Consider the following 18,352-nt stretch of genomic DNA (forward strand, 5'->3'; position numbering starts at 1 on the left):
AGGCCGCGCACCAACCGGTCGGCGGCGCGCTGCCGGATACACGACGACGGGCGGCAGCTTATGGCGGCCGCCCGGCGTCGTGATCTCTACTTCTGTAATACGGCCTCTAGGCGAGGTTCGCAACCGAGGGGTAGAGCGGGTGGGCGGCGGCGAGGGCCTCCACCCGTGAGCGCAGACCGGAAAGGTCCGCGCCGGCGTCGGCGATGAGGGCCTCCGCGATGATGTCCGCCACCTCGGCGAATGCTGCTTCGCCGAAGCCACGGGTCGCGAGGGCCGGGGTGCCGATGCGCAGTCCCGAGGTGACCATCGGCGGCCTCGGATCGAACGGCACGGCGTTGCGGTTGACGGTGATGTCGATTTCCGCGAGGCGGTCCTCTGCCTGCTGGCCGTCGAGTTCGCAGTTGCGCAGGTCCACGAGGACCAGGTGCACGTCGGTGCCGCCGGAGATCACGTTAATCCCCTTGGCGGTGACGTCCGGCTGGACCAGGCGGTCAGCCAGGATCCGGGCACCGGCAAGGACGCGCTCCTGGCGTTCCTTGAACTCCGGGGACGCTGCGATCTTGAACGCCACGGCCTTGCCGGCAATGACGTGCTCCAGCGGGCCGCCCTGCTGGCCGGGGAACACTGCCGAGTTGATCTTCTTGGCGATGTCGGCGTCGTTGGAGAGGATGATGCCGCCGCGCGGACCGGCGAGGGTCTTGTGCGTGGTGGACGTGGTGACGTGCGCGTGCGGTACCGGTGACGGGTGCAGTCCGGCGGCAACGAGCCCGGCGAAGTGCGCCATGTCCACCATCAGGTAGGCGCCCACGGAGTCGGCGATCCGGCGGAACTCGGCAAAGTCCAGCTGCCGGGCGTAGGCGGACCAGCCCGCGACGATCAGCTGCGGCTTGTGCTCCTGCGCCAGGCGCTCCACCTCGGCCATGTCGATCCGGTGGTCCTCTTCGCGGACCTGGTACGGGATGACGTTGTACAGGCGGCCGGAGAAGTTGATCCGCATGCCGTGGGTCAGGTGCCCGCCGTGTGCCAGGTTCAGGCCCATGATGGTGTCGCCCGGCTTGATCAGCGCATGCATCACCGAGGCGTTGGCCTGCGCACCGGAGTGCGGCTGCACGTTCGCGTACTCGGCACCGAACAGGGCCTTCACCCGGTCGATGGCCAGCTGCTCGACGACGTCAACGTGCTCGCAGCCGCCGTAGTAGCGCTTGCCCGGGTAGCCCTCGGCGTACTTGTTGGTGAGCACGGAGCCCTGCGCCTGCATGACGGCCTTGGCGGTGTGGTTCTCCGAGGCGATCATTTCCAGGCCGGTACGCTGGCGGCCCAGCTCGTCGTCGATCTTCGCCGCGATCTCCGGGTCCAGCGAGGACAGGTCCGCGTCCAGGGACGGGGAAACTACCTGCTCGAACGCGACAGTGCCTGCGCCCGCGGTTGCGCCGCTCACAGTTCGCCGCCGTTCTTGGCAGCGTATTCCTCTGCGGAAAGCAGCGGGCCGTCGGAGTCGGCGGCGACCTTGAAGAGCCAGCCGGCACCGTACGGGTCGCTGTTGATCAGCGCGGGGTCGTCGACGACGGCGGAGTTGGTTTCCGTGACCTCGCCGGTGACCGGGGAGTACAGGTCCGAGACGGACTTGGTGGACTCGACCTCGCCGCAGGTCTCCCCTGCGGTCACGGTGGAGCCGACCTCGGGCAGGTCTACGTACACGATGTCGCCGAGGGCGTCCGTGGCCACGGCGGAAATGCCGATGGACACAAGGTTGCCGGCCTCGCGGGCAACCCACTCGTGTTCGTCGGAGTACTGCAGTTCAGCGGCTACTTTTGCCATGGTGTTCCTTAATCTCGTTACTTTTGTGGTCTGGTGGGGAGGCGGGTGACCGAATTCCTCCGCGTGCTGCCGGGTCTCGACAAGCTCAACCCCCAATGATCGAGCTTGCCGCCTGGGGGCACGACGGTTGCCGGCCCCCTTCGGGGCTGGCATCCGGAAGCGTGCGTCTAAGGGAGCGTCACGTCCGCCCAGCGGGCGTCTACGCGACCGAGCACGCGGAGGATGTCAGCCCCGACGGGGCCAAACAGAGCCGGGCAGGCCCCGACGGGGCCAGCCTATGGGCTACTTTTGGCGCTTGTAGAAAGGCAGTGCGACGACTTCGAAAGGCTCTGCCTTGCCGCGGAGGTCGATGTCCAGGGCGGTGCCCACCTCGGAGTGCTCGACGTCGACATAGGCAAGCGCTACAGGGTAACCAAGGGTGGGGCTCGGCTGGCCTGAGGTCACTTCGCCAACCACGTTGCCGTCCTTGAGGACCGGGTAGTGGCCGCGGCCGGCACGCCGGCCAAGACCCTTAAGCCCCACGAGCTTGCGCCCGCTCGTGGAGCCGGCACCGCCGGCCTTGAGTGCTTCCAGTGCCGCACGGCCCACGAAGTCGCTTTCCTTGGCGAGCGAAACAACCGGGCCGAGGCCTGCTGCGTAGGGGTTGCCTTCGCGGGAGAGCTCGTTGCCGTAGAGCGGCATGCCGGCTTCCAGGCGCAGCGAGTCGCGGCATGCCAGTCCGGCGGGAACCAGCTCGCCTTCCTCGGCGACGGCTTCGATGGCCTGCCACAGGGCGGCTGCGTCGTCGTTGTCCACGAAGATCTCGAAGCCGTCTTCACCGGTGTACCCGGTGCGCGCCAGCAGGAGGTCCTTGCTGCTGCCGGCCACCAGGAAGGGAACTTCCACGGCGGCGTAGTACTTCAGGCCGGTGACCAGGTCGTGCTGTGCCGCCGGGACCAGGCGGAGCAGGATGGCTTCGGCCTTGGGCCCCTGGACGGCGATCAGCGAGGTCGCCGCGGAGGCGTCCTGGACGACGACGTCGAAGTTCGCTGCCCGTTCGGCGAGTGCTGCGGCAACCACCACGGCGTTGCCGGCGTTGGGCACTACCAGGAACTTGTCCGTGCTGTTTCCTGCGGCATCCGCAACTGCAGGACGCCGGTACGTGATCAGGTCGTCGATGATGCCGCCGTCCTCCTGGCAGATCAGCGAGTACTTGGCCTTGCCCACGGACATGGCGGAGATCTTTCCGACCAGGGCGTAGTCCAGGAACGCTGCGGCGTCCGGGCCGGTCACCCAGACTTCGCCCATGTGGGAGAGGTCGAACAGGCCGGCGGCGTTGCGGACGGCGTGGTGCTCGGCCAGTTCGGAGGAGTACTTCAGGGGCATCTGCCAGCCACCGAAATCGGTGAAGGACGCGCCCAGTTTCTTGTGCTCCTCGTAGAGCGCGGTGTAATTCTCAGTCATCGGGGGAATCCTTAGTTTTCGAAGTCTTCGATGGGAGGGCAGGAGCAGATCAGGTTACGGTCACCGGCGGCGCCGTCGATCCGGCCTACCGGCGGGAAGTACTTGTCCTGCTTGAGGTGGTGGATCGGGAAGGCGGCCTGCTCGCGCGGGTACTCGCGGTTCCAGTCGGAGGAGACGACGGCGGCCGCGGTGTGCGGTGCGTTGCGCAGCGGGGAGTTCTCCACGGTGAAGTCTCCGTTGGCCACTTGGTCGATTTCCTGGCGGATGGTGATCATCGCGTCGATGAAGCGGTCGATCTCCACCAGGTCCTCGGACTCGGTGGGCTCCACCATGAGCGTGCCGGCAACCGGGAACGCCAGTGTGGGGGCGTGGAAGCCGAAGTCGATGAGGCGCTTGGCCACGTCTTCCGCGGTGACGCCGGTCTTGGCCGTCAGGGCGCGCAGGTCCAGGATGCACTCGTGCGCCACGAGTCCGCCTTCGCCGGTGTACAGCACCGGGAAGAACTCGTTCAGGCGGGAGGCGATGTAGTTCGCCGCCAGCAGCGCGGACTTGGTGGCCTCGGTCAGGCCGGAGCCACCCATGAGCTTCACGTAGGCCCAGGAAATGGGCAACACACCGGCAGAGCCGAAGCGCGAAGCGGAGATCGCAACTCCGTGGCCGGCTTCGTGTGCGGCCTTGTTGGCATCGCCCGGCATGAACGGCGCCAGGTGTGCCTTGGCTGCCACCGGGCCGACGCCGGGGCCGCCGCCGCCGTGCGGGATGCAGAAGGTCTTGTGCAGGTTCAGGTGGGACACGTCGCCGCCGAACTTGCCAGGCTGGGCCAGGCCCACCAGCGCGTTCAGGTTGGCGCCGTCAACGTAGACCTGGCCGCCGGCCGCGTGCACCGAGTCGCAGATTTCGCGCACGTCGGCGTCGTATACGCCGTGGGTGGACGGGTAGGTGATCATGATCGCGGACAGGACGTCCTTGTGGGTTTCGATCTTCGCCTGGAAGTCGGCGTGGTCGATCGTGCCGTCTGCAGCGGTGGCCACGACAACAACCTTCATGCCGGCCAGGACGGCCGACGCGGCGTTGGTGCCGTGCGCCGACGCCGGGATCAGGCAGACGTTGCGCTGGTCATCGCCCCGTGACAGGTGGTAACCGCGGATCGCGAGCAGGCCCGCGAGTTCGCCCTGCGAGCCGGCGTTCGGCTGAATGGAGACCTGGTCGTAGCCGGTGATCTCGGCGAGGTCCGCTTCCAGGCCCTCGATCAGTTCACGCCAGCCCTCGGTCTGGGAATCCGGGGCGAACGGGTGGATGGAGGCGAACTCCGGCCAGGAAATGGCTTCCATCTCGGCGGTGGCGTTCAGCTTCATGGTGCAGGAACCCAGCGGGATCATGGTGCGGTCCAGTGCGAGGTCGCGGTCCGAAAGCTTGCGGATGTAGCGAAGCAGTTGGGTTTCGGAGCGGTGGGTGTTGAAGACCGGGTGCTGCAGGTAGTCCGAGGAACGTTCGACGGCGGGCTCGAGGGCGAAGCCTGCGTCGGCGTCGGTGCCGGCAACCTCGGCGCCGAAGACGGCGGCAACGGCGGCGACGATTTCCGGCGTCGTGGTTTCGTCAGTAGAGATGCCCACCGTGTCGGCGTCGATGCCGCGCAGGTTGATGCCCTTGGCCTCCGCCGCGGCAACGATTTCAACGGCCTTGCCCGGGACGCGGACGGTGACGGTGTCGAAGAAGCTGCCGTGCAGGACCTCGAGGCCGGCACCCTGCAGGGACGCTGCCAGGGTGCGGGCGCTGTTGTGGACTGCCTCGGCGATGGCTTTCAGGCCGTCGGGGCCGTGGTAGACGGCGTACATCGAGGAGACGATGGCCAGCAGTGCCTGCGCGGTGCAGATATTGGACGTGGCCTTTTCGCGGCGGATGTGCTGCTCGCGGGTCTGCAGGGCCAGGCGGTATGCCGGGGTGCCGGCGTTGTCCTTGGACACGCCCACCAGGCGGCCGGGCATGGAGCGTTCGAGACCCTTTTGGACCGCCATGTAGGCAGCGTGCGGGCCACCGAAGAACAGCGGGACGCCGAGTCGCTGCGTGGAGCCGACGGCGATGTCCGCGCCCTGCTCGCCCGGAGGCGTGATCAGCGTCAGCGAGAGCAGGTCGGCCGCAACGGTGACCAGGGCCCCGCGTTCCTTGGCGGCGGCGATGACGGCGGAGTGGTCGAACACCCGGCCGGAAACGCCCGGCTGCTGCAGCACGATGCCGTTGATGTCGCCGTCGGGCAGGCCCTGGGACAGGTCCGCAACCTCAACCTCGAAGCCGAGTGCCTCGGCGCGGCCCTTGACGATGGCGATGGTCTGGGGCAGGACATCGGCGTCGAGGACGGTCTTACCGTCGTGGGCGGTCTTGTTCTTGTTGGCGCGGCGCATCATCAGCACGGCTTCGGCAACAGCGGTGGCTTCGTCCAGCAGGGAGGCGTTCGCGATGGGCAGTCCCACGAGGTCCTGAACCATGGTCTGGAAGTTCAGGAGCGCCTCGAGGCGGCCCTGGGAGATTTCCGGCTGGTACGGGGTGTAGGCGGTGTACCAGGCCGGGGATTCCAGGACGTTGCGGCGGATCACCGGCGGGGTCACGGTGTCGTAGTAGCCCTGGCCGATCATCTGCACGGCCGTCTTGTTCTTGGCAGCCAGCTTGCGCAGCTCGCCGAGGACTTCAACCTCACTGAGGGCGTCCTGAAGGCGGAGGGCGACGTCCTGGCGGATGTCGTTGGGAACCGCGGTGTCTACCAGTGAGTCGACGGTGTCGTAGCCGACAGACTTGAGCATGGTGTCGATGTCGGCCTGGCGGCGGGCGCCAATGTGCCGATCGACGAAGGTGGTGGAGGCTGAACTAACCGTCACGAAGGAACTCCATTACTAATGGCGGCGCAGGGTACGCCGCAGTGGTCCGGGTTCCTCCCCGCTCTGTATTGGACCTGAGAGTTTCCGCGTTGCCGTGCTTTCGCACAGCTCCGCTTGCACCGTCGGTGAGCAGGGCGTGTCCGGCGTTGTTGCCTCCAACTGGGTTGGGGCACAAACGGACAGCCTGCTGCTTTCCAGAGTTGCCTTGCCGCGGCGGTACATGGGCCTGAGAGATTCCTGGGGAGGATTTGCTCCTACGGCGCCTGCTTGTACCTACTTGCAGAACTCTCCCGCCGCAGATCAAAGGCATATTTAGTTAGCGGTGACAACAGTCACAGCTGCAATTGTCCTACGTGCAAGTCCAGTCTGCAAACTCCGCCCCCCAGCCCGACGCCGCGTTACGGCTCCGGTTGCGACTCTGCCGGGCGGCGGACCGCGGACACCATTGCAGTCAACCCCGGAGCCGCTCGACGGCGGCCAGCAGGCTGTCGACGTCGCCGCTCATTTCGGGCGGGGCGGCACCGGGACCGCTGGCCAGCATGGCGTTGAAATAGAGGCCGTCACCCATGTACAGCACGGCCTTTGCCATGGCCGGGCCGACGTCCCCGGCCAGCAGCTCCAGCCAGCTCCCCTGGACAGCCGCAAAACGGTGCAGTGTTTCCTTGTGCGCCACTTCGGCGAGCCGCGTGGCAGCCACAAAGACCCGGTCCAGCGGAGTATCAGCCCAGAGCGAGGACCTGATGAAGTAGACCGCCGCTCCCTCCGGAGCCTTCGCCATGGCGCCCAAATCCAGTGCAACCAGCACGTCCATGCGCTCAAGAAGGGCCGAAATCATCGCCTCCTTGTTAGGGAAGTGGTACAGCAGTCCCCCCTTGGAAACACCGGCCCGCCTGGCGACGGCATCCAGCGTGGCGGCACGCTCGCCCACCTCGATCAGGAGGGATTCAAAGGCGTCGAGCACGGCTTCGCGTGCGACGGGTTTTCTGGCCATGGTTCCTATCATGCCCGGTGGCCCGGGCTCATTTCTTAACTATACCGTCCAGACGGTACAGTTATTGCCATGGGAAACTCATCTTCAACCTCGACGCCGGCAACCCGGCACCTCACAGCGCGTCCGGCCGGGCCCCCTGCCGCTGCCGGCAGCCGGACACCCGGCCCGAAGCCGGGGCGCGACTGGCTGGCCCTGGCGCTGCTGATGTTCCCGGTATTGCTGGTGGCAGTGGACAACACTGCGCTGACCTTCGCGTTGCCCGCCATCGCCCGCAGCCTCGAGCCCACCGGTGTTCAGCTGCTGTGGATTGTCGATGCCTACCCGCTAGTCCTGGCCGGCCTCCTGGTTGCGATGGGGAGTTTCGGTGACAGGATCGGCCGCCGCCGGCTCCTGCTGATCGGCAGCACCGGCTTTGCCGCGGTGTCCGCAGCCACTGCGTTCGCCCCCAGCGCGGAATGGTTGATCGCCGGCCGCGCGGCCTTGGGATTTTTCGGGGCGATGCTTATGCCTTCCACCTTGTCCCTGATCCGCAACATCTTTCCGGACGCCAACCGGCGCCGGCTGGCGATCGCCATCTGGGCGGCAGGGTTCTCCGGCGGCGCCGCACTGGGACCGATCTTCGGCGGCTGGCTCGTGGAGCACTACTGGTGGGGAGCGATCCTGCTGGTGGCAGTGCCCATCATGCTGCCTATCCTCGCACTCGGCCCTGTCCTCATTCCCGAGTCCAGGGATCCCCGGCCCGGAACGGTGGATGGTGCCAGCATCGCCCTCTCGCTGCTGACGATGGTTCCTCTGGTCTACGGCATCAAGTCATTGGCTACGGAAGGTTTCGGCCCCGCGTCAGCCGCGGCCATTGGCTTCGGGCTCCTCATTGGCTGCGCCTTCGTCCGGCGCCAAAAGACGTTGCGCAGCCCGCTGCTGGACATGAGCCTCTTCGGAAACAGGATTTTCAGCACGGCCATCACCGCCAACGTCCTGGCCCTATTTTCGTTCAACGGCTTCATCCTGTTCCTGGCCCAGCACCTCCAGTTGCTGGAGGGCCAGCGGCCTACGGAGGCCGGAATCGCCATGATCCCGGCCCTGGTTGCCACCGTGGTTGCCGGCCTGCTGGTGGTGCCGCTGGTGCGGAAAGTCCGGCCCGGTTTCGTGGTGGCCGGCGGCCTTTGCCTGAGCGCCACCGGCTACTTCATGGTGGCGTTCGGCGACCACTCAGGCGGTCCGGCCCTCCTGTTGGGCGCCCTTCTGGTCCTGGCCCTGGGCGTGGGGGCAGCCGAAACGATCTCCAACGACATGATCCTGGGGTCCGTACCACCGGAGAAATCAGGGGCGGCTGCCGCTATCTCAGAGACCGGCTACGAGATTGGCTCGCTGCTTGGCACGGCCGTGCTCGGCTCGATCCTGACCGCGTCGTACCAGCGGAACCTGGTCCTGCCGGAGGGACTCGCAGCGTCCGGCGCGGGAGGTGCAGCAGAGGGGATCACCCATGCCCGGGAGACCCTCGCCGGGTCCATGGAGCTCGCGCAGTCGCTCCCCGGACCGCTGGCAGATGCCCTGACGTCCGCCGCCCGGATTGCGTTTGAGTCGGGAGTCCACGTGACGGCGTCCATCGGGCTGGTGCTGATGGCGGGGGCGGCAGTCCTGGTCGCCGTCGTACTCCGCGGAGTGCCGAAAGCGGCGTAGCGCGGCCCGCCCCGCCGCGTGCAGGCGGCACCACTCCGCGGCAGCAGAAAGCCCCGCGCCGGAGATCATCCGGCGCCGGGCTTTCTGGTGACTAGGAGTGGGGCTTACTTGCTGTCGGGAGTGGTCACGCTGGCCGAGGCCTTCATGTTCTCCGCGCCCACCATCCAGGCGTACTGCTCGAGCTTCGAAATGAACTCATGAAGCAGGTCAGCCGTGGTGGGATCTTCCTCGTCCACTTCATCATGGACTTTGCGCATGGTGCCCACAGCCGCTTCGAGCGCCGCGACGATGCGGTCGACGGCGTCCTTGGTGTTGATGAGCCCCTGCGGGAACTGCGCCAGGCTGGTGGTTTCCGCAACGGTGGCGCTGCGGCCGTCCGGCAGGGCGTGGAGTGCACGCATGCGCTCCGCCATGTCGTCGGCGAAGTTCCGGGCAGCGTCGATAATTTCATCCAGTTGCAGGTGGAGGTCGCGGAAGTTGGTTCCCACAATGTTCCAGTGGGCCTGCTTGCCCTGGATGTGCAGTTCAATCAGGTCCGCGAGCACAGCCTGCAGATTATTGGTCAGCGTCGGTGATGCCTTCATTGATCCTCCTGGTTTCAGCGGTTTCTCGGGTAGTTCGAAACTATCCCAGCCGCCACAACGGCGCCACCGATTCTCTCCCCGGGCTTAACAAAATGATGATTGTTCATTTTTTCCTTGCCATGCGGCGGCGTGACGTGGATACTAAATGAACGTCATTCATTTAGTGACCGTCGTCTCACTGGAGTATTCGCCATGATTGAAATTACCTGCCTTGAACCACCCGCTTCCCTGGCCCGGACGCAGCCTTCCGCCCGCCCCGCACTGCGGGTCGGCGTGGTCCAGCACCGCTGGCACGCCGACCCTGCGCGGCTTCGCGCAGAACTGGACGAGGGCATCCGGCGCGCGGCCCGGCTGGGGGCCACCGTTGTCTTCCTGCCGGAACTGACGCTCTCCCGTTACCCGGCGGATACGCTCCCGGAAAATGACACGTCACGCTCCTGGGCCGCGCGTCCCCGCCCGTCGGACCTCGCTGAGGACCTGCTGACCGGGCCCACGTTCCGCTTCGCCGCCGACGCCGCACGCCGCCACGGCATCTCCGTCCATGCGTCGCTGTACCAGCGCGCGGACAATCCTGAGGGCACCGACGATGGCCTCGGCTTGAACACAGCGATCCTGGTGTCTCCCGAAGGCGAACTGCTGGCCCGCACGCACAAACTGCACATCCCCGTGACCGCCGGCTACTACGAGGACAAATTCTTCCGTCAGGGCCCGGCGTCCACGGATGCCTACGAGGTCCACTCCCCCGCCGAACTCGGTGGCGCCAGGCTGGGGATGCCCACCTGCTGGGACGAATGGTTCCCGGAACTCGCCCGGCTGTACTCCCTGGGCGGAGCCGAACTCCTGGTCTACCCCACGGCCATCGGCTCCGAACCGGACCACCCGGACTTTGACACCCAGCCGCTCTGGCAGCAGGTCATTGTGGGGAACGGCATCGCCAACGGCCTGTTCATGGTGGCCCCCAACCGCTGGGGAAACGAAGGCACGTTGAACTTCTACGGTTCCTCGTTCATCTCGGACCCCTACGGCCGGATCCTCGCCCAGGCGCCCCGCGACGAATCCGCTGTCCTCGTCGCCGACCTGGACCTGGACCAGCGCAGGGACTGGCTGACGCTGTTCCCGTTCCTGGCCACCCGCCGCCCGGACACCTATGCACGGCTCACCGAACCCGTCCGGGGTGACCAGCCGCTCGGCGGTCCGGCCCCCGTCTACCTGGAGGTGACCGCGTGAGCAGCTGGCGCATGCCCGCCGAGACGGCCCCGCAGGAACGCATCTGGATGGCCTTCCCAACGGGCGGCTACACCCTTGGCGACACCGCGGAAGAGGCGCACGCCGCCCGGACCGTCTGGGCGGCGGTCGCCAATGCCGCCGTCGAATTTGAGCCGGTCACCGTGGTGGTGGCGCCCGACGACGTTGGGATTGCCGCCCGCTACCTGGACCCCGCCGTCGAGGTGCTCACCGCAGACCTCAACGATGCGTGGATGCGGGACATCGGCCCCACCTTCGTCCTCGACGACGACGGCCGCCTCGGCGCCGTCGACTGGGTCTTCAACGGTTGGGGCGGGCAGGACTGGGCCCGCTGGGACAAGGACTCGCTGATCGGCGCGGAGGTGGCCGGCTGCTCCGGAGCGCGGCACATCGCCTCCGGTCTCGTCAATGAAGGCGGCGGAATTCACGTGGACGGCGAGGGGACAGTGCTGCTGACCGAAACCGTGCAGCTGGATCCGGGCCGCAACCCGGGTCTCACCAACGCCGAGGTGGAAGCAGAACTGGCCCGGACCATCGGGGCCACCCACGCCGTCTGGCTTCCGCGCGGCCTGACCAGGGACTCGGAGCGGTTCGGCACCCGCGGCCATGTGGACATCGTGGCCGCCATCCCCTCCCCCGGCACTCTGCTGGTCCATTCCCAGCAGGACCCGGAGCATCCGGATTGCGAGGTCAGCCGCGAAATCATCAGTTTCCTGTCCACCACCCGGGACGCCGCAGGCCGCGAGTGGAACATCATCGAGGTCCCCGCTCCCGCCACCCTCAGGGACCACGAGGGTTTCGTGGACTACAGCTACATCAACCACCTGGTGGTCAACGGCGGCGTGATTGCCTGCACGTTCGCCGACCCCAACGATGAAAAGGCACTTCGGATCCTTGCCGATGCCTACCCCGGCCGCCGGATCGTGGGCATCGACGCCCGCGAGCTGTTCGCCAGGGGCGGAGGCATCCACTGCATCACCCAGCAGCAGCCTGCTGCTTCCCCTAAAGTATTGACTTCGTGAAAGGTCCGGACATGACCCAAACCATCCGCCAGGGCTCCCAGGCCGGCGCCGCCGGCACAGAAGCAGCCGGCACAGCGGCGTCCGTCACCGACGCGCCCGGCACCCCGCACGGCATCACCGGAAAGGGACTGAAGGGCGGGCAGCTGGGCCTCCTCGCCGTCGTCGTCCTTGGCATTTCCACCATCGCACCGGCCTATACGCTCACCAGCGCCCTTGGCCCCACGGTGAACGAGGCCGGGCTGCAGCTGCCCGTCATTTTCCTCATCGGTTTCATCCCCATGATCCTGGTGTCCCTGGCCTACAGGGAACTCAACGCCGACTCGCCGGACAGCGGCACTACCTTCACATGGGTTACCAAGGCCTTCGGCCCGTGGGTGGGCTGGATGGGCGGGTGGGGACTCCTCGCCGCGAACATCATCGTGCTGTCTAACCTGGCAGCTGTGGCAGTGGACTTCTTCTACCTGTTTCTCGCCCAGCTCACGGGCGCACCGGAGCTTGCCGACCTCGCCGCCAACAAGCCCTTGAACGTCGCCACCTGCTTCGTGTTCGTGGCCCTGGCTGTCTGGGTCAGCTACCGCGGCCTGCACACCACCAAGATCGTCCAGTACGGCCTGGTGGGGTTCCAGCTGCTGGTGCTGGGACTGTTCGTGGCCATGGCCTTCGCCAACTGGTCTTCCTCGGAAACCTCCATCCCGTTCAGCTGGGAATGGTTTGACGTCACAAAGATCGAGACGTTCGGGCAGATTGCCGCCGGAATTTCGCTGTCCATCTTTGTGTACTGGGGCTGGGATGTCTGCCTCACTGTGAACGAGGAAACGGCCAACGGCAAGAAGACCGCGGGCATCGCCGGCACCCTCACCGCCGTCATTGTCCTGGGCATCTACCTGCTGGTCACTATCGCCACCATGATGTTCGCGGGCGTGGGCACCGAGGGCGTCGGGCTGAACAACGAAGAGAACCACGCGAACATTTTCACCGCGTTGGCGTCCCCCATCATGGGCCCGTTTGCCATCCTCATGTCCTTGGCGGTCCTGTCCAGCTCGGCGGCGTCCCTGCAGTCCACCTTCACCTCGCCGTCCCGAAGCCTGCTGGCCATGGCGCACTACGGCGCCCTGCCGAAACCGTTCAGCCACATGAGCAAGAAGTTTGCGACGCCGGGCTTCGCCACGGTTGCCGCAGGCGTCCTCTCGGCGGGGTTCTATGCGGTGATGCACGTGGTCAGCGAAAACGTCCTGAACGACACCATCCTGGCCCTGGGGCTGATGATCTGCTTCTACTACGGGCTGACGGCATTCGCGTGCGCCTGGTACTTCCGGAACAGCGTCTTCAGCAGTGTCCGCCACTTCGTCCTGCGGCTGCTCTGCCCGCTACTGGGCGGACTGGGGCTGCTGGTGGTCTTCCTACAGACGGCCGCGGACAGCTGGGCGCCGGAGTTCGGCAGCGGATCAGAGATCTTCGGCGTGGGGCTGGTCTTCGTCCTCGGTGTGGGAATCCTCGCCCTGGGCGCCGTGTTCATGCTCATCATGGCCAGGCTGCGTCCCGGGTTCTTCCGCGGCGAAACCATCCGCAAGGACACTCCTGCCCTGGTGGTCCCGGAGTAACTCCGGGACCACCAGGGTCAAACCACCAGGGGCATCAGTGCCAGGGCCCAGCGGGCGGGCAGGTCACCAGTAGTGGGCAACGTCAACCACGAACCGGGAGCCCGCTCCGGGTCCGTCCAGGGTGAACACCCTGAACGGCAGTCGTCCGCGGACGCCCAGACCCATGGTCGAGTAGCCCTCGAAGCTTCCGGCCCAAGCCACTTGCCGGAAGGTCTGGTAGCCGCCAACGTTGGTCAGTTCTTTCTTGTCGGCCGGGCTGTATGTGGACTTGCCGCCGTCGTCATATGCCGGTGAATTGATGGTGATCTGGAGGAATGCCCGCCCCCGCAGGGGAACCGGCAACCCCGAACCGTCCTGCACCACAGTGGGGACGTACCGCACCGTGTAGCCCTTCACCGGACCGTTGAGGTCAACCACCAGGCGGTCGAAGCAGTAATGCTGCCCGGTACGCACGTTGGTGACCTTCCCGGTTCCCATAGTGGCTTCGGATTTCGCCAGCGACCCCCACACCAGACCGCAGTAGGACGCCGATGCCGGCGCCGGGGCCACCAGGCCGAGCCCGGCAGCCATCAGGATCGCCGCCAGCCATACTTGGAATTTCTTCATTTCAGCCACCTCGGAAGTGATGAGATAACTCAAGCGTAGGAGCCGTGACAGGCTAAAACGAGGGCCGAAATCCCTTCGGCGCCCAACTGTTAAATTGCGGTTGTGCAGATTACGGGACGGTTATTCAGCGGCGCATTTGGCGGCACTCAGGGGCTTTCCGGAAGGTCATTGGACACGCTTCCGTAATGCCGGATAACGACGAGGCGCCGGCGGGCCTCACGGCTCGCCCCCCCCCCCCCCCCCCCCCCCCCCCCCCGCCTCTCGATGCCGTGCTTCTGAAATTGGGGCGGGTGCTGGAAGCTGCCTAGCCTTCGCAGTCGCGGCAGTACTTCATGCCGTTCTTTTCGCGGGCAACCTGGGACCGGTGACGGACGAGGAAGCACGAGGAGCAGGTGAATTCGTCGGACTGCTCGGGGACAACGGTGACCGTGAGTTCTTCGCCGGAAAGGTCCGCCCCGGGAAGGTCAATTCCCTCAGCCGTGTCGTTCTCATCAACGTCGATGACGGCGGTCTGGGCTCCGCCGCCGCGGGACGCCTGAAGGGCCTCCAGTGATTCAGCGGGAGACTCTTCTTCTGTCTTGCGTGGGGCGTCGTAATCGGTAGCCATTGCGTGGTTCACTTTCGTTGCTGCGCAGCGCCATTTCAGGCACCTCAGTGAAGCAGTTTAGGACATTATGCCGGTTGTTGAAGAAAAGTGTGTTCAACCCGACAAATCGGACCGTTACCGGCCGGTTCCAAGCTTCCCGGACAGGCAGGCCAGCGGCTATCCCTCGCTTGCCGCGGCAGCCTTCTTCCGGTGCGCGATCGCCGCATGATCGGCCGCAATGGACACTCCGCTGAGCGCCGGCAGCCAGCCCCACCTGGTGACGTCGGCGATCGCGGCATTGCCCTGTTCCCACGCACCTTGTTCCCAGGCGCCGTCGCCCGACGGGGAGGCAGCAGGCAAGGTCCGGGCTTCGAACCATGAAGCGATTCTGGTGAACAGGCGTGATGTCATAGCCCCAACGTAGGCGCCCCGTGTTGTGGGCACGTTTCGCCGCAGTCTCCGCGGCGTTACTTTTCCGGCATTCGCGGATGGGTAGGTGCTGGCGGCCCGTGGACCGTGGATTTAGCCTTGACGCACAGCATCCGCGACCTCCGGAGGTATGACATGGCCACGAAACTGAACAAGAAGGCGCTGGAGCACGCCCGCCGCCTGGTGAAGGACGGAAAAGTTGTCCGCGATACCCGGGACGACTGGAGCGAGCACGCTCCGTCGGCGGACGAGGAAAATGCCTATATCGACAAGCACGGCTTTCCTGAGTTCTCCAAGTGGCACTTGGGCCTGGATCCGGACGAGTCGGAAGGAACCAAGGGCAGCGTGAGTTTTCCTTTTGGGGATTTCAAGAAGGTCCACCGTTGTGCGGTTGTTTCCTTGGAAAGCCGGGCTGCCCAGCACAACCACGACGAAATCGCCAACGCCGCCAAGGACCTGCTCGAAAGGATCGATGCCGAGGATTAGGCGCTGGGAATCAGCACGTAACCCCGGGCGCTACGACTCAAGCCACGGGCCACACCACCAGGGTCCTCCACGTGGCAGGATCCGGCTCCTTGGCGGGGTCGCTGAGGTAGTACTCCCACATTGAATCAGCCGGCGTGAACCCCTCTTCCGTCATCCGTTCCTGGATGGCGTCGTACGTAGTGGTCAAGGTGTCGTAGGGACCGGTGTGGGTCGCTTCGAAAGCCTGGCACGCCGGCAGGGTTCCGGCCGCCACTCCTGCGGACGCAGTGATTGGCGTCGACACCGGAAAGCCTGCCTCGACGTCGACGAAGTCGGTGGGCATGCTCAGGTACCGGCCAAAAGGCGGGCCGGCCAGCTGCACGCCCTGCTGTTGGACCGCCGCCATAACGGCGCCATAAGCGCGCCCGAAGAACTCCAGCAGTTCGTTCATGGGCACTTTTTCGCGGATGACGGCGGTGGGCTGTTCGGGGCGCTGGACCAGCCGGACTCCGGTTTTCTCTTGGCTCATACGCCAACCATCCGCGGAGCGAGCGCCACAGCCAAGGGTCGAAGGACCCGGAGCGGGGCCCTGCGCCGGGACGGGGGCCGTTCTTCACCAGTGCATCCGCAGCAGCGCGCGGGTCAGCTCAGTGATCGGCGCGCACGCCCTCTTTGAGCCACAGCGTGTCGCCCTCAACCCGGTCAAGCTCATCCGAGGCGAGGTACGCGTGCCCGGCGAACAGACCGGATCTGTCAACCTTTACATAACCGATCCGCAGCAGCCTCTCCGCGGTGTGGCGAGGCAGCCTGGAGGTCGCCGCGAAATTGTCGATCACCGTGCTAACCAGGCCTCCTGTTTCAGCGTCTGTCTGGCCGTCCGAAGTAACCGCCTCCGGATCACCCATTTTCAGGTCCTCGACCTTGCCGATCTTCTTCCCATCCGGTGCTACCACATGCATCCCTTCACGCACCTGTTCAATGACCGCCATGACGTCCTCCTTCATGCATTGCACCGCTGGATGCAACAGTGTAGGCCTCACACGAAGCCAGCAATAGGCGCGAAACATGGCCGCCTGGCGGGGTTGTTCGGGGAGGAATGCGAGCACCGTTTGAAGGACGGCAAGGACCTCGCCTACGGACGGGCACTGAGGCCGCCGAAACTCGCGGGTCGGCTGCCGACCTTGCCAACGACGGCTGGGCGAAACGGCTCGGTTTTCGACCATCACTGACGCGTTGGCCCAATATTTCGCTTCGGCAATGGTGTCCATATTTCTTCCGAGAGAGTATTCCCTTCTGAACTGGACATTGAAGGATCCGGTGAAGCCGTTCTGCCAGGGTGATCACGGGTCGATGAACGCAGTGTCCACGTCGGCGGTGGCACCACTGGATCAGGGCCGCGGCGGTGCATTCCGGACCGTAGCCGACTGTTCTATCGGGAGCCCTGCCGCCTTCCACTCGGGGAAGCCGTCCTCAAGCCTTGTGGCGAGGCGCCCTTCGTCCGTGAGCAGCCGCACGGCCTCGTCCGCGTATAGGCAGTATGGTCCGCGGCAGTAGGCGACGATTTCGCTCCCCTGGGGAACCTCGCGCAGTCGAGACTTAACGTCCGAGAAGGGCACGGAAAGCGCCCCCGGGATATGTCCGCCTTCGTACTCTGCCTGCGGCCGCACGTCCAGCACAACGACGTCGCCCTGCCGCAGCCGCAGCAGCAGCTCGTCACGCGTGATCATGCTCAGGTCGGCGCGGTCGCCGACATAGGCACGGACGAGATCGCCCAGCTCCCCCGAATGCGCTTCGGCCGCCTCCCGAAGTGCTCGCCATAGCCGCTCCACTGCGGGGCTGGCAAGCGAGTAATAGATCCTCGTCCCCGACCGTCGGGAGTAGACGATGCCGGCACGCAGCAGGCGCTGCAAGTGCTGGGATGTGTTGGCCATACTCTGGTGGATCTCTGCGGCCAGCTCGTCAACCGACCGTTCGCCTTGCCCAAGGATATCGATCAGCTGCGCCCTTCTGCCGTTCCCCAACGCCTTTGCAGCTTCGACGAGGGCGTCGAAGAGCGCATCCTTGTCCTGCTGGTTGCCCACTCACCCTCCTATTCAAGAGTTCTCTTGACAAGCCTACCGTCAGAGGATTCTTATTCAAGTACCTACTTAAATTAAGAAAGGGGGTGGTGGCCGTGTCCACCATCCAAGCTCCCAAAGGAGAAAAGTCCCGTCTCCGGACAGGAGCCGCTCTCATGACGCTGGCCGGGCTGGCCTTCGTGGGTTACGCCGTAATCTTCCTTGTACTCAACTTCACGGACGCCTTCCTCGAGCTGGGCATCGGCCCCGAACAAGTGGACAAGGGGAAGGCGGAAATCGAGGCGTTCAGCCCTCAGCTGTATCACTACATCAGCCATCTGCACATCGCGGTCAGCGGCTTCATCGCTGCTACCGGGCTCGCCGTCGCGGGCCTGTCCTGGTATGGAGTGCGCCGCGGAGAACGGTGGGCCTTTGCCACAGCCGTTATAGTCCCGGTCGTCGGACTCGCCGTTGCCCTCCCCGCGCACTACCCATGGGGTCTGGCCACGCTTGGTCACCTCGGCCTGATCTACCTCGCCGTTCTCATTTTCCTGGTAGGGGTCGTGGCAGCCTACAGCGGAATGCGAAGCTCCACGATGACACGCCACTGACACTCGATGATCCGGAAACAGTACGTCGGGGAATCTAAGGAGGACTTCGACACGACCGCGGTGCTCAGCGCCTTCGATGCAGCCCAGCCCGGAAGTGCAATCGCCGACGCAGGGTTAAGTCCGCCGCCGATACGGGTGAGTAAAGGGTGGTCCACGACCTGAAAAAGCAAAAGGCCCCTGCCCTGCGGCGCTACAACAGCAGGTCAAGCCACAGTGGAGCCCCCTGTCGGATTCGAACCGACGACCCCCGCTTTACAAGAGCGGTGCTCTGGCCAACTGAGCTAAGGAGGCGTGCCTGTTTCTGCCTGACGGATCAGGCGCAACGAGCGGCACTGGATGCAGTG

Annotated in this window: 17 protein-coding genes, 1 tRNA gene, 1 pseudogene and 1 riboswitch; of the genes and pseudogenes, 6 read left to right on the plus strand and 13 right to left on the minus strand. The window is 65.5% G+C overall.

Annotated elements, in window-relative coordinates; all coding sequences use genetic code 11:
- Positions 1-106 precede the first annotated feature (106 nt).
- The 5 genes from glyA to AC07YR_RS18185 form a co-directional block, all read right to left on the minus strand.
- The gene (gene glyA, locus AC07YR_RS18165; RefSeq protein ID WP_436056726.1) at positions 107-1,438 is read right to left on the minus strand and encodes a serine hydroxymethyltransferase; all 1,332 of its coding nucleotides are present in this window, start codon (positions 1,436-1,438) and stop codon (positions 107-109) included.
- A complete protein-coding gene (gcvH, locus tag AC07YR_RS18170) occupies positions 1,435-1,818 on the minus strand; it encodes a glycine cleavage system protein GcvH (RefSeq protein WP_028271334.1) in 384 nt (127 codons plus the stop codon). The genes glyA and gcvH overlap by 4 nt, the downstream gene beginning before the upstream one ends.
- 282 nt (positions 1,819-2,100) lie before the next feature.
- A complete protein-coding gene (gcvT, locus tag AC07YR_RS18175) occupies positions 2,101-3,261 on the minus strand; it encodes a glycine cleavage system aminomethyltransferase GcvT (protein WP_494734749.1) in 1,161 nt (386 codons plus the stop codon).
- A gap of 11 nt (positions 3,262-3,272) precedes the next feature.
- A complete protein-coding gene (gene gcvP, locus AC07YR_RS18180; RefSeq protein ID WP_494734750.1) occupies positions 3,273-6,131 on the minus strand; it encodes an aminomethyl-transferring glycine dehydrogenase in 2,859 nt (952 codons plus the stop codon).
- Between the two features lie 204 nt (positions 6,132-6,335).
- Positions 6,336-6,434, minus strand: a riboswitch (glycine riboswitch).
- Between the two features lie 148 nt (positions 6,435-6,582).
- Complete coding sequence (locus AC07YR_RS18185; protein ID WP_055802942.1) at positions 6,583-7,122, minus strand: TetR/AcrR family transcriptional regulator; 540 nt, start codon at positions 7,120-7,122, stop codon at positions 6,583-6,585.
- Positions 7,123-7,191: 69 nt separating this feature from the next.
- Between AC07YR_RS18185 and AC07YR_RS18190 the strand changes: the two genes are divergently transcribed.
- The gene (locus AC07YR_RS18190) at positions 7,192-8,802 is read left to right on the plus strand and encodes an MFS transporter (protein WP_494734751.1); all 1,611 of its coding nucleotides are present in this window, start codon (positions 7,192-7,194) and stop codon (positions 8,800-8,802) included.
- Between the two features lie 104 nt (positions 8,803-8,906).
- Here the strand turns inward: AC07YR_RS18190 and AC07YR_RS18195 are convergent, their stop codons facing one another.
- Complete coding sequence (locus tag AC07YR_RS18195; RefSeq protein ID WP_055802939.1) at positions 8,907-9,386, minus strand: Dps family protein; 480 nt, start codon at positions 9,384-9,386, stop codon at positions 8,907-8,909.
- 192 nt (positions 9,387-9,578) lie between these two features.
- On the opposite strand from AC07YR_RS18195, the gene AC07YR_RS18200 reads away from it, so the two are divergent.
- From AC07YR_RS18200 to AC07YR_RS18210, 3 genes are read left to right on the plus strand one after another with little or no spacing between them, the layout of a single operon-like run.
- Positions 9,579-10,613, plus strand: coding sequence for a nitrilase-related carbon-nitrogen hydrolase (locus tag AC07YR_RS18200; RefSeq protein WP_494734752.1), 1,035 nt, complete (start codon positions 9,579-9,581; stop codon positions 10,611-10,613).
- On the plus strand, positions 10,610-11,653 hold the full coding sequence (locus AC07YR_RS18205; protein ID WP_494734753.1) for an agmatine deiminase family protein: 1,044 nt from the start codon (positions 10,610-10,612) through the stop codon (positions 11,651-11,653). Before AC07YR_RS18200 ends, AC07YR_RS18205 begins: the two co-directional genes overlap by 4 nt.
- Positions 11,654-11,664: 11 nt before the next feature.
- Positions 11,665-13,254, plus strand: a complete 1,590-nt coding sequence (locus AC07YR_RS18210) for an APC family permease (protein WP_494734754.1) — start codon at positions 11,665-11,667, stop codon at positions 13,252-13,254.
- A 63-nt stretch (positions 13,255-13,317) separates the two neighbouring features.
- On the opposite strand, the gene AC07YR_RS18215 is transcribed toward AC07YR_RS18210, so the two are convergent.
- The 3 genes from AC07YR_RS18215 to AC07YR_RS18225 form a co-directional block, all read right to left on the minus strand.
- Positions 13,318-13,860: an AMIN-like domain-containing (lipo)protein gene (locus AC07YR_RS18215; RefSeq protein ID WP_494734755.1), complete on the minus strand. Its 543-nt coding sequence runs from the start codon at positions 13,858-13,860 to the stop codon at positions 13,318-13,320.
- Between the two features lie 304 nt (positions 13,861-14,164).
- A complete protein-coding gene (locus AC07YR_RS18220) occupies positions 14,165-14,467 on the minus strand; it encodes a DUF4193 domain-containing protein (RefSeq protein WP_011690622.1) in 303 nt (100 codons plus the stop codon).
- A 156-nt stretch (positions 14,468-14,623) separates the two neighbouring features.
- Positions 14,624-14,857 carry a hypothetical protein gene (locus AC07YR_RS18225; protein WP_494734756.1) on the minus strand — a complete coding sequence of 78 codons (234 nt, stop codon included), beginning with the start codon at positions 14,855-14,857 and terminating at the stop codon, positions 14,624-14,626.
- Between the two features lie 153 nt (positions 14,858-15,010).
- Here AC07YR_RS18225 and AC07YR_RS18230 point away from each other — a divergent pair, with 153 nt between their 5' ends.
- Positions 15,011-15,361, plus strand: a complete 351-nt coding sequence (locus AC07YR_RS18230) for a hypothetical protein (protein WP_494734769.1) — start codon at positions 15,011-15,013, stop codon at positions 15,359-15,361.
- 37 nt (positions 15,362-15,398) lie between these two features.
- Here the strand turns inward: AC07YR_RS18230 and AC07YR_RS18235 are convergent, their stop codons facing one another.
- The 3 genes and pseudogenes from AC07YR_RS18235 to AC07YR_RS18245 all read right to left on the minus strand — a co-directional run bounded on the left by AC07YR_RS18235 (position 15,399) and on the right by AC07YR_RS18245 (position 17,421).
- On the minus strand, positions 15,399-15,869 hold the full coding sequence (locus AC07YR_RS18235) for a GyrI-like domain-containing protein (RefSeq protein WP_494734757.1): 471 nt from the start codon (positions 15,867-15,869) through the stop codon (positions 15,399-15,401).
- A 705-nt stretch (positions 15,870-16,574) separates the two neighbouring features.
- Positions 16,575-16,756, minus strand: a pseudogene (locus tag AC07YR_RS18240) (integrase core domain-containing protein); the annotation flags it as partial.
- Positions 16,729-17,421, minus strand: coding sequence for an ArsR/SmtB family transcription factor (locus tag AC07YR_RS18245; protein WP_494734758.1), 693 nt, complete (start codon positions 17,419-17,421; stop codon positions 16,729-16,731). The pseudogene AC07YR_RS18240 and the gene AC07YR_RS18245, both read right to left, overlap by 28 nt.
- Positions 17,422-17,573: 152 nt before the next feature.
- Here AC07YR_RS18245 and AC07YR_RS18250 point away from each other — a divergent pair, with 152 nt between their 5' ends.
- Positions 17,574-18,008: a hypothetical protein gene (locus tag AC07YR_RS18250; RefSeq protein ID WP_494734759.1), complete on the plus strand. Its 435-nt coding sequence runs from the start codon at positions 17,574-17,576 to the stop codon at positions 18,006-18,008.
- A 214-nt stretch (positions 18,009-18,222) separates the two neighbouring features.
- On the opposite strand, the gene AC07YR_RS18255 is transcribed toward AC07YR_RS18250, so the two are convergent.
- A tRNA-Thr gene (locus AC07YR_RS18255) sits at positions 18,223-18,299 on the minus strand.
- Positions 18,300-18,352: the final 53 nt, after the last annotated feature.

It is taken from the genome of Arthrobacter sp. GW460-12-1-14-TSB2 (assembly GCF_059423525.1).